General features: G+C 72.2%; 9 protein-coding genes. 4 read left to right on the forward strand and 5 right to left on the reverse strand.

Going from position 1 to position 9,150, the window contains the following annotated elements; translation table 11 throughout:
* Nucleotides 1-7: 7 nt before the first annotated feature.
* The 3 genes from E1264_RS35220 to E1264_RS35230 are packed head-to-tail and all read right to left on the reverse strand — an operon-like array spanning nt 8 to nt 2,069.
* Nucleotides 8-1,054 (reverse strand): PDZ domain-containing protein, encoded by a 1,047-nt coding sequence (locus tag E1264_RS35220; protein ID WP_132180618.1) that lies wholly within the window; start codon nt 1,052-1,054, stop codon nt 8-10.
* A gap of 27 nt (nt 1,055-1,081) precedes the next feature.
* A complete protein-coding gene (locus E1264_RS35225) occupies nt 1,082-1,513 on the reverse strand; it encodes a molybdenum cofactor biosynthesis protein MoaE (RefSeq protein WP_243711359.1) in 432 nt (143 codons plus the stop codon).
* 10 nt (nt 1,514-1,523) lie between these two features.
* The gene (locus tag E1264_RS35230; RefSeq protein WP_132180620.1) at nt 1,524-2,069 is read right to left on the reverse strand and encodes a PPA1309 family protein; all 546 of its coding nucleotides are present in this window, start codon (nt 2,067-2,069) and stop codon (nt 1,524-1,526) included.
* A gap of 109 nt (nt 2,070-2,178) precedes the next feature.
* On the opposite strand from E1264_RS35230, the gene E1264_RS35235 reads away from it, so the two are divergent.
* On the forward strand, nt 2,179-5,112 hold the full coding sequence (locus E1264_RS35235) for a UPF0182 family protein (RefSeq protein WP_132180622.1): 2,934 nt from the start codon (nt 2,179-2,181) through the stop codon (nt 5,110-5,112).
* A gap of 31 nt (nt 5,113-5,143) precedes the next feature.
* Here E1264_RS35235 and E1264_RS35240 read toward each other — a convergent pair whose 3' ends face one another.
* Entirely contained in the window at nt 5,144-6,226 is a 1,083-nt protein-coding gene (locus E1264_RS35240) for an NAD-dependent epimerase/dehydratase family protein (protein ID WP_132180624.1), read from the reverse strand.
* 89 nt (nt 6,227-6,315) lie between these two features.
* Between E1264_RS35240 and E1264_RS35245 the strand changes: the two genes are divergently transcribed.
* The 3 genes from E1264_RS35245 to E1264_RS35255 are packed head-to-tail and all read left to right on the forward strand — an operon-like array spanning nt 6,316 to nt 8,494.
* Nucleotides 6,316-7,743: a zinc-dependent metalloprotease gene (locus tag E1264_RS35245; RefSeq protein ID WP_132180626.1), complete on the forward strand. Its 1,428-nt coding sequence runs from the start codon at nt 6,316-6,318 to the stop codon at nt 7,741-7,743.
* Nucleotides 7,740-7,934, forward strand: a complete 195-nt coding sequence (locus E1264_RS35250) for a hypothetical protein (protein ID WP_132180628.1) — start codon at nt 7,740-7,742, stop codon at nt 7,932-7,934. The genes E1264_RS35245 and E1264_RS35250 overlap by 4 nt, the downstream gene beginning before the upstream one ends.
* A complete protein-coding gene (locus tag E1264_RS35255) occupies nt 7,931-8,494 on the forward strand; it encodes an NUDIX hydrolase (protein ID WP_243711360.1) in 564 nt (187 codons plus the stop codon). The genes E1264_RS35250 and E1264_RS35255 overlap by 4 nt, the downstream gene beginning before the upstream one ends.
* Here E1264_RS35255 and E1264_RS35260 read toward each other — a convergent pair.
* Nucleotides 8,476-9,150, reverse strand: a 675-nt coding sequence (locus E1264_RS35260; RefSeq protein WP_207936635.1) for a hypothetical protein, incomplete at its 5' end; no start/stop codon positions are given. The genes E1264_RS35255 and E1264_RS35260 overlap by 19 nt on opposite strands.

Below are 9,150 nucleotides of genomic sequence, written 5' to 3' on the forward strand. Positions count from 1 at the left end.
GACGGGATCATTCGCAGGTGGGGACGTCGCCTTTGCCGGTGGTGAGGGCGTTGATGGCCTGGACGGTGCCGTGGAGGGTGTCGGCGCGGATGAGGCGGAGGCCGTCGGGGCGGGAGGCGGCGGCGTCGGGGCAGTTGTCCTTGGGGGTGAGGAAGACGGTGGCGCCGGCCTTGCGGGCGGCGATCATCTTCTGCTGGATGCCGCCGATGGGGCCGACCTCGCCTTTGGCGGTGATGGTGCCGGTGCCGGCGATGAAGGTGCCCTGGGTGAGGGAGCCGGGGGTGAGCTTGTCGATGATGGCGAGGGAGAACATGAGGCCGGCGGAGGGGCCGCCGATGTCGCCGACGCTGATGTCGATCTTGAAGGGGAACTTGTACTGGTCGGAGATGACGACGCCGACGGCGGCGCGGTCTCCGTTGGGGGTGGCGACGGTCTTGAGGGTGGTGGTGGCGGCCTTGCCGGCGCGGGTGTAGCCGATGGTGACGCTGTCGCCGATCTTGTGTTTGGCCATCTTGCCGGTGACCTCGGCGACGTTGGTGACCGGGGCGCCGTCGACGCTGGTGATCTCGTCGCCGGTCTTGAGGACGCCGTCGGCGGGGCGGCCCTTCTGGATGCCGTCCACGACGACGCGGGTGGTCACGGGGATGCCGAGCTCGTGGAGGGCGGCGGCTTCGGCGCTCTGCTGGGAGTCCTGCATCTGGCGGGTGTTCTCTTCGTCGACCTTCTTGGGCGACTCGTCCTCGGGGAAGATCGTCTCTTCGGGGACGATGGCGGTGTCGCCGGCGATCCAGCCGCGGAGGGCGGTGAAGAGGTCGATGCGCCCGCCGGGGCCGCCGCGGTAGGTGACGGTGGTGAAGTTGAGGTGGCCGCCGCCGGGGTAGGTCTGGCGGCCGTCGATCTTGATGAGGGGCTGGCCCTTGTCGTTGGTGCCGAGGGTGTTGCTCGTCGGACCGGGCATCAGCGCGACGTACGGGACCGGCATGGCGGAGCCGATGATGGCGAGCACGATGACTATCACGCTCGCTGCGGTGAGCGTGGCGGCACGACGGGACATGTCCGAAACTCTATGCGGTCGGGGCGCTCAGCACGCGCCGACCCATTCGTCGCCGCCGTCGGCGAAGGTCTGGTGCTTCCAGATCGGCACGTTCGCCTTGAGGTCGTCGATGAGCTGGCGGCAGGCGGCGAACGCTTCGGCGCGGTGTGCGCTGGACGCGGCGGCGATGACGGCGAGGTCGCCCACGCGCAGGTCGCCCACGCGGTGGACGGCGGCGAGCCCCTGCACGGGATGGTCGGCGGCGACCTTCTCCATGACGGCGCGGAGCTGCTCTTCGGCGCTGGGGTGGGCGCTGTAGTCGAGGGCTGTGACGGTCCGGGCGTGATCGTGGTCGCGGACGGTGCCGATGAAGACGGCCGTGCCGCCGGCGCCTGCCGCGGCGACGGCGGCGAGGACCTCGTCCACGGAGAGCGGCTCGTCGCGGACGCCGATCAGCCTGATCACGCTGTCGTGGCTCACGTCAGGCAGGCTACCCGTCGGCGGTTCCGCCCGGTTCGTCCGGCTCGAAGGTGGCGGCGAGGGCCTCGGCGAGGGCGGGGACGAGGTCGGGCCCGGTGAGGACCTCGTCGTCGGTGTCGTGGCGGCGGAGCCGGAGGGCGGAGTGCCGGGCGCCGTCGCGGAGCACGCCGACGATCATGCGGACGTCCTCGCGCCCGGGGTGGGACGCGGCGAACGCGGCGGCCTCGGCGTCGTCCTCGGGGATGTCGGCCTCGGCTTCGGGCGGCAGGACGACGCGTTCCATCACGAGGGCGCAGCCTTCGACGGTGTCGGGCCAGGCGATGGTGGCGAGGGCGTCCTCGACGGCGTCGCGGTCGGGGAGGGCGGGCTGTTCGAGCGCGGCGAGCGTGTCGGCGTCGGGCGGCAGGCCGAGCTGGTCGGCGAGGTCGGGTTCGGCCTGGCGGAGCTCGGCGCTGCGGACGAGGGCGTACAGTCGGGGCGCGGCGTCCCAGCCTTCTTGGGCCGAATGGCGCTCGAGGTCCAGGACGACTTCTTCGAGGAGGCTCACGGGGCCCATCTTTCCCCCTTTCGGCGCATGGACATGCGGGAACCCCCGCGCCAGTCGATAAGTTGCTTCTACAGCACCGGCGGGGCCGCCGGTGGCGAGATTTCGATCGGAGGGGTCAGTGACCTTCCGGACTCCCGGATTCGGGCGCCGGCTCGGCAGCGGACGGACGCGGCTGGTGCTGCCCGCGCTGGTGACGTTGGCCGTGCTCCTGATCGCGTTCATGGTGTTCACGGCGACGTACACCAACCTGCTGTGGTACGACTCCATCGGCTTCCAGAAGGTCTACACCACGCAGATCAAGGCGAAGGTGGCGCTGTTCTTCGGGGCGGGGCTGCTGATGGTGCTCGTGGTGGGCGCGAACGTCGCGATCGCGTACCGGCTGCGTCCCGCGTACCGGCCGCTGTCGGTGGAGCAGCAGGGCCTTGAGCGGTACCGCACGGTGATCGATCCGCGGCGGCGGCTGATCGCCTGGTCGCTGCTGGGGCTGCTCGGGGTGCTGACGGGTTCGTCGGCGGCGGGCCAGTGGCCGGTGTGGCTGGCGTTCCTGAACCGCACGTCGTTCGGCGTGAAGGACCCGCAGTTCCACAAGGACGTGTCGTTCTACGTCTTCACGTATCCGTTCCTGCGGCTCATCATCGGTGTGATCTTCGCGACGGTGATCCTGTCGATCCTCGCCGCGGTGATGGTGCACTACCTGTACGGGGGGCTGCGGCTGCAGGGGCCGGGCGACAAGGCGTCCCCGCCCGCGCGTGCCCATCTGTCGGTGCTGTTCGGGCTGTTCATCCTGCTGAAGGCGGTCGCGTACTGGTTCGACCGGTACGGGCTGGTGCATTCGGAACGGGGCGTCCGGACGGGCGCGTCCTACGCGGACGTCAACGCGCTGCTGCCCGCCAAGACCATCCTCATGATCATCGCGTTGCTGTGCGCTGCGATGTTCTTCAGCAACCTGCTGCGGCGCGGGATGATGCTGCCGGGCGTCGGGTTCACGCTGCTGGTGCTGTCGGCGATCCTGCTCGGCGGGGTGTACCCGCTGCTGATCCAGCAGTTCCAGGTGAAGCCGGACGAGCTGGCCAAGGAGCGCGCCTACATCCAGCGCAACATCGAGTTCACGCGGCAGGCGTACGGCGTTGACGGCGCGAAGGTCGTCCAGTACGGGTCGCAGCCGGTGACCGACAAGAAGAAGCTGCAGCAGGAGGCCGACACGCTCGGCGGCGTGCGCGTCCTCGACCCCGCGGTGGTGGGCGAGACGTTCCGGCAGTTCCAGCAGATCAGGCCGTTCTACCAGTTCCCCGACACGCTGGACGTGGACCGCTACCAGGTGGACGGCAGGCAGATCGACACGATCGTCGCGCTGCGGGAGCTGTCCGGGGCGCCGCGGGAGCAGCGCAGCTGGGTCAAGGACCACATGGTCTACACGCACGGCTACGGTTTCGTGTCCGCGTACGGGGACCGGTTCGCCGAGGGCGGCGTGCCCGAGTTCATCACCAAGAACATGCCGGTCTCCCCCGACCAGAAGATCAAGGTGGACAAGCCGGAGATCTACTTCGGTGAGCGGTCGGCGAAGTACTCGGTGGTCGGCGGGCAGGGCCAGCAGGAGCTGAACTACCCGGACAACAGCGACAAGGGCCAGCGGAGCACCACCTATGACGGGGACGGCGGCGTCCCCATCGACTCGTTCCTGAACAAGCTGCTGTACTCGGCGAAGTTCCAGGACAAGAACCTCCTGCTGTCAGGCGCGATCAACAAGAACGCGAAGATCCTCTACGACCGGTCGCCGCGGCAGATGGTGCAGAAGGCGGCGCCCTGGCTGACGCTGGACGGCGACCCGTACCCGGCGGTGGTGAACGGCCGGATCCTGTGGATCGTGGACGGCTACACGACGTCCAACAGCTACCCGTACTCGGAGGAGATGAGCCTCGGCGACGCGACCCGCGACACCATCACCGACACGCGGTCGGCGGTGGCGCGGCAGGCCGACGACCACATCAACTACATGCGGAACTCCGTCAAGGCGACGGTGGACGCCTACGACGGCTCCGTGCACCTGTACCAGTGGGACGAGAACGACCCGATCACCAAGACGTGGATGAAGGTGTTCGATGGCACCGTCCAGCCGCGTTCGTCGATCCCGCCGGAGCTGGAGGCCCATTTCCGCTACCCGCAGGACCTGTTCAAGGTGCAGCGGAAGATCCTCACCCAGTACCACGTGACCGACCCGGGCGCGTTCTACAACGGCGAGGGCTTCTGGGAGGTGCCGGAAGACCCGGCCGCGAAGGAGAAGCGGCAGCCGCCGTACTACCAGAGCCTGCGGATGCCGGGCCAGAACACCGCGTCGTTCTCGCTGACGACGGTGTTCACCCCGGGCGGCAACACCGGCGGCAACCCGCAGCTCGCCGCGTTCATGGCGGTCGGGTCGACGCCGGGACGCGACTACGGGCAGATCCAGATCCTGCAGATGCCGCGCAACGCGCAGCCGGCGGGGCCCGGCCAGGTGCAGAACTCGTTCGAGACGGACGAGAAGGTGAAGGCCGCCCTGTTCGCGCTGCGGCAGGGCGGGACGAAGACCGTTCCGGGCAACCTGCTGACGATCCCGTTCGGCGGGGGGCTGCTGTACGTCGAGCCGATGTACACGAAGGCGGCGGGCGGCAAGGAGAACCAGCCGTATCCGATCCTCGGCAAGATCCTGGTCCGGTACGGCAACAGCATCGTCGCCGCTGACACGCTGGACGACGCGCTGCGGCAGATCCTCGGCGGCACGGGCACCGACACGGGCACGACGCCGCCGGCTGGGACGCCGCCGCAGGGCGGGCAGCTCAGTCCTGAGTTGCTGAAGGCGCGCGCCGACCTGCGCAAGGCGCTCCAGGACTTCGAGGCCGCCCAGAAGAAGGGCGACTACGCGGCGATGGGCGAGGCCTGGAAGCAGCTCAAGGAGGCGGAGGCGGCGCTGTGGTCGGCGAGCCAGGCCCCGGCGGCGCAGCCGAGCCCGTCGCCGAGCCCGAGCGGGTCGCCGTCGGTTTCGCCGAGCCCGTCCGGCTCGCCGTCCCCCAGCTGACCCGCGCTCGCCGGCGCGGCGGCGGCCGGGGTCAGCGGCGGCGCTTGCGGGCGCGGCGGATGGCGGCCGCCGCGCCGATCGCGGCGACGGTGGCGCCCGCGGCGGTCGCCATCGTGGCCTCCTTGCCGCCGACGCGGCGCCCGACGACGGCGTGCCGCCCGGCGGTCTCCTCCATCACGGCGCGCAGCGCGGCGGCGTTGTCGTACATCGGCTTCCAGCCCGCGGCGCGGAGCCGGGCGCAGTCGACGACCCACGGGTAGGCGACGTAGTGCAGGTCGGTGGCGGGCGCGGGCGTCATGCCGAGCCGGTGCAGCCGCTGCGCCATCCCGAAGGTGAGCGCGGCGGGCAGCTCGAAGCTGCGCTTCCCGGTGATCTCGGTGACCTCGTCGGGGCCGAGCCAGCCCTCGCAGCCGACGGCGAGGGGGCCGGTGACGTTCTCGGTGACGACGACGTCCAGCGCGGACGCGAGGTCCTCGATGTGGCAGAACTGCCAGCCGGGTGTGCTGCCCTTGACCGACAGCAGCCGCGGCGCCTCGAAGTGCCGGGTGACGACGGTGTCGATGCCGGGCCCGGCGAGCGCGGCGGGACGGACGACGGTGACGTCCAGCCCCGGGTGGGTGACGGGCGCGGTCGCGGCCAGCTCCTCCATCTCCAGGTAGTCTCCGGCGATGGACGTGCTGGCCTCGGCGAGCAGCGGCGCGTCCTCGGGCAGCGGGACCTCGTTCCCGGGCTCCGCCCCGTACACCATCGCGGACGTGACGAGGACCACGCGGCGGACCCGGGCGGCGGCCGCCGCGGTGACCACGGTCTGGGCGCCGCGGACGTTGTGGGTGCGGCGGTCGCGGGGGTCGGCGTCCGGTGAGTGCTCGACGTCCAGGTTGACGATCACGTCGACGTCCGACAGCCGGTTGGACAGCAGCGGGTCGCGGATGTCGACGACACGCCATGTGACTCCGGGCACGTCGCCGCGCTGCCCGTCGATGGCGACGACCTTGCGGATCTCCTGCCGTTCGGCGAGCCGGGCGGCCAGCAGCCGCCCCGCACCGGAGGCGGCGCCGGTGACGGCGACGACCGGGCCCTTGCTACGCCGAGGGCGAACCTTGCCCGTTGCCACGGGGGTGCCCCCTTCCTTGTGTACGCGACCTTGCCGGGACCGGCTAACGTTGCGGATATGAGCCCATCATGCATCCCAGGGGCAAACCGATGAGTGACACTCCGTTCGGCTTCAACCGTCCCGGCAACGGTGACGACGACGACCGGCCCCAGGATCCATTCAAGGGCATGGGCGGCGACATGGCGCAGTTCGCCGACATGCTGCACCGGTTCGCCGACATGATCGGCGGCCAGGGTGCGGGCGGTGGCGCCGGCGGGCCCCTGAACTGGGATCTGGCCAAGAACATAGCGCGGCACCAGGTGGTGGAGCAGGGCGACCCCTCGGTCGTCGACAGCGAGCGGCGCCAGGTCGAGGAGGCGCTGCGCCTGGCCGACCTGTGGCTGGACGAGAAGACGACGCTGCCCGCCGGGATCCGGACGCCGCAGGCGTGGAGCCGGTCCGAGTGGATCGAGCAGACGCTCCCGGTGTGGGCGAAGGTGTGCGATCCGATCGCGGCCCGGATGGTCGAGTCGATGGGCGGGGCGCTCGGCGGCCCCGGCGGCGACATCCCCGCCGACATGCAGGCGATGGCGGGCCCGCTGATCGGGATGGTCAAGCAGATGGCGGGCGCGATGGTCGGCGGCCAGGCCGGGCAGGCGCTCGGCGCGCTGGCCCGCGAGGTGACCGGCTCCGCCGATGTGGGCCTGCCGCTCGCGCCGGACGGCGTCGGCGCGCTGCTGCCCGCGGGCGTCGAGGCGTTCGGCTCGGGCCTGGAGGTCTCCGGCGACGAGGTCCGGCTGTATCTGGCGCTCCGGGAGGCCGCCCACCAGCGGCTTTTCGCGCACGTCCCGTGGCTGCGCTCGCACCTGCTGGGCGCGGTCGAGGAGTACGCGCGGGGCATCACGGTCGACCTGTCGGGCATCGAGCAGGCCGTCCAGGGCCTCGATCTGTCCAACCCGGAGGCGATCCAGGAGGCGCTCGGCGGCGAGCTGCAGCTCCAGCCGGAGGAGACGCCGCGGCAGAAGGCGGCGCTGGCCCGGCTGGAGACGACGCTCGCGCTGGTCGAGGGCTGGGTCGACACGGTCGTCAACGAGGCGGCGCAGGGGCGGCTGCCCGGTTCGGTGAAGCTGGCCGAGGCGGTGCGGCGGCGCCGCGCGACGGGAGGACCGGCGGAGCGGACGTTCGCGACGCTCGTCGGCCTGGAGCTGCGGCCGCGGCGGCTGCGTGAGGCGGCCTCGCTGTGGCGGACGCTCACCGAGGTGCGCGGCACGCAGGGCCGGGACGCGGTCTGGGACCACCCCGACCTGCTCCCGACGTCCGACGACCTCGACGACCCGGACGGGTTCGTCCACGGCCGCGACGAGATCGAGGGCCTGTCCGACCTCGACCTGTCCGCCCTGACCAGGGCGCCGGAGGAGGGCGAAGCCCAGAAGCCCGACGAGAAGCTGGACGAGAAGCCCGACGACGGGGACGAGGACGGCGGGCCGGGCGAGGATCCGGGCGAGGGCCCGAACGGCGGCGGCGGGTCTCGCGCATGAGCCTGTCGCGTGAGTCGCACGGCTCGCCGGGGTCGCGGGTGAACGGCTGCCGGTACGCGCCGGCGTCGTCCACGAACGCGATCCGGCGCCGCGTCGCGCGGGCGAGCCTGTGCTGGCAGCGGCCCGTCGACCAGGAGCGCCGCCGGCGCCATCCCGCCAACTCCCGCTACCCGCGCGTGGGACGCACGTGACGGAGGGTGATCCGCGGGACGCCCTGTACCAGGACGCCGTGCGGGTCCTGTCGTCGTGGGAGGCGCCCGACGCCGGGCAGGAGGACATCCGGCTCGGTTTCCTGCGCCATCTGGAGCAGAACCCGGCCGACGGGATGTGGCGGGAGTGCGCGGCGGGGCACATCACCGCCAGCACCGCCGTTCTCGACGCGTCCCGGGAACGCGTGCTGCTGACCCTGCACGCGAAGTTCAAGCAGTGGTTCCAGCTCGGCGGGCATTGCGAGCCGGGCGACGCCACGCTCGCGGGCGTGGCGCTGCGGGAGGCGACGGAGGAGTCGGGCATCGGGGGTCTGCGGCTGCTGCCGGAGCCCGTCCGGCTCGACCGGCACGCGGTCCGCTGCCATCCGGACGGGACGTGGCATCTGGACGTCCAGTACGCCGCGATCGCCCCGGCGGACGCGCGGCACACGGTCAGCGCGGAGTCGGACGCCCTCGCCTGGTTCCCCGTGGACGGCCTCCCCGAGCTCACCGACGACGCCGTCCGGCGGCTCGTGGCGCGCTGTCAGGAGCTCAGCGGGTGACCTTCGAGGAGGGCGCGGGTGTTCTCCCAGCCCTCCAGGCCCGGGTCGAGGAACCGCAGGTCGCGGGCGGTGCGGAGGCGGTGCCAGCCGGGGCCCTGCGGGACGAGCCCGGGACGCGGCGCGGCGGCGCGCAGCCGGGCCAGCGCGTCCGGGGTGTCGAGGTCGACGTCCTCCAGCGCCGTGGCGAGCCAGCCGGGCAGCGGCAGCCGGGCCGCGAGCGCGACGAGCCCGCCCTGCGTGGCGGGCCGGCCGTCATGATCGTTCGGCTGGGCGGCGCAGGCGGCGGACGGGGCGTGGCCGAGGGCGCGGAACAGCTTGCCGATCAGCAGCGGCGGCAGGTCGGGGGCGTCGGCGGCGACGAGCGCGGCGGCGGCGGCGCCGAGCGCGTGCAGCGCCGCGAACGCGCCCGCGAGCGTGGACTCCCGGACGATCGGGGTCCCGGGCCAGGTCACGGCCTCGGCGTCCGGCTGGTCGGGCGGGTCGAGGACGAGCGCGGAGGTCACCAGTTCGAGCCCGGCGACGACCTCGTAGGTGTCTTCGAGCAGGGCGAGCCGGAATTCGCGGGGGTCGATGCCCGGCGGGACGTCCGGCGGGCGGCCGGGCAGGGAGAGCACCGCGGCGAACCGCGCCGAAGCGCCCGGGTGGCCGGGCGGGTC

It is taken from the genome of Actinomadura sp. KC216, assembly GCF_004348535.1.
In the GTDB taxonomy this organism is placed as follows: Bacteria; Actinomycetota; Actinomycetes; order Streptosporangiales; family Streptosporangiaceae; genus Spirillospora.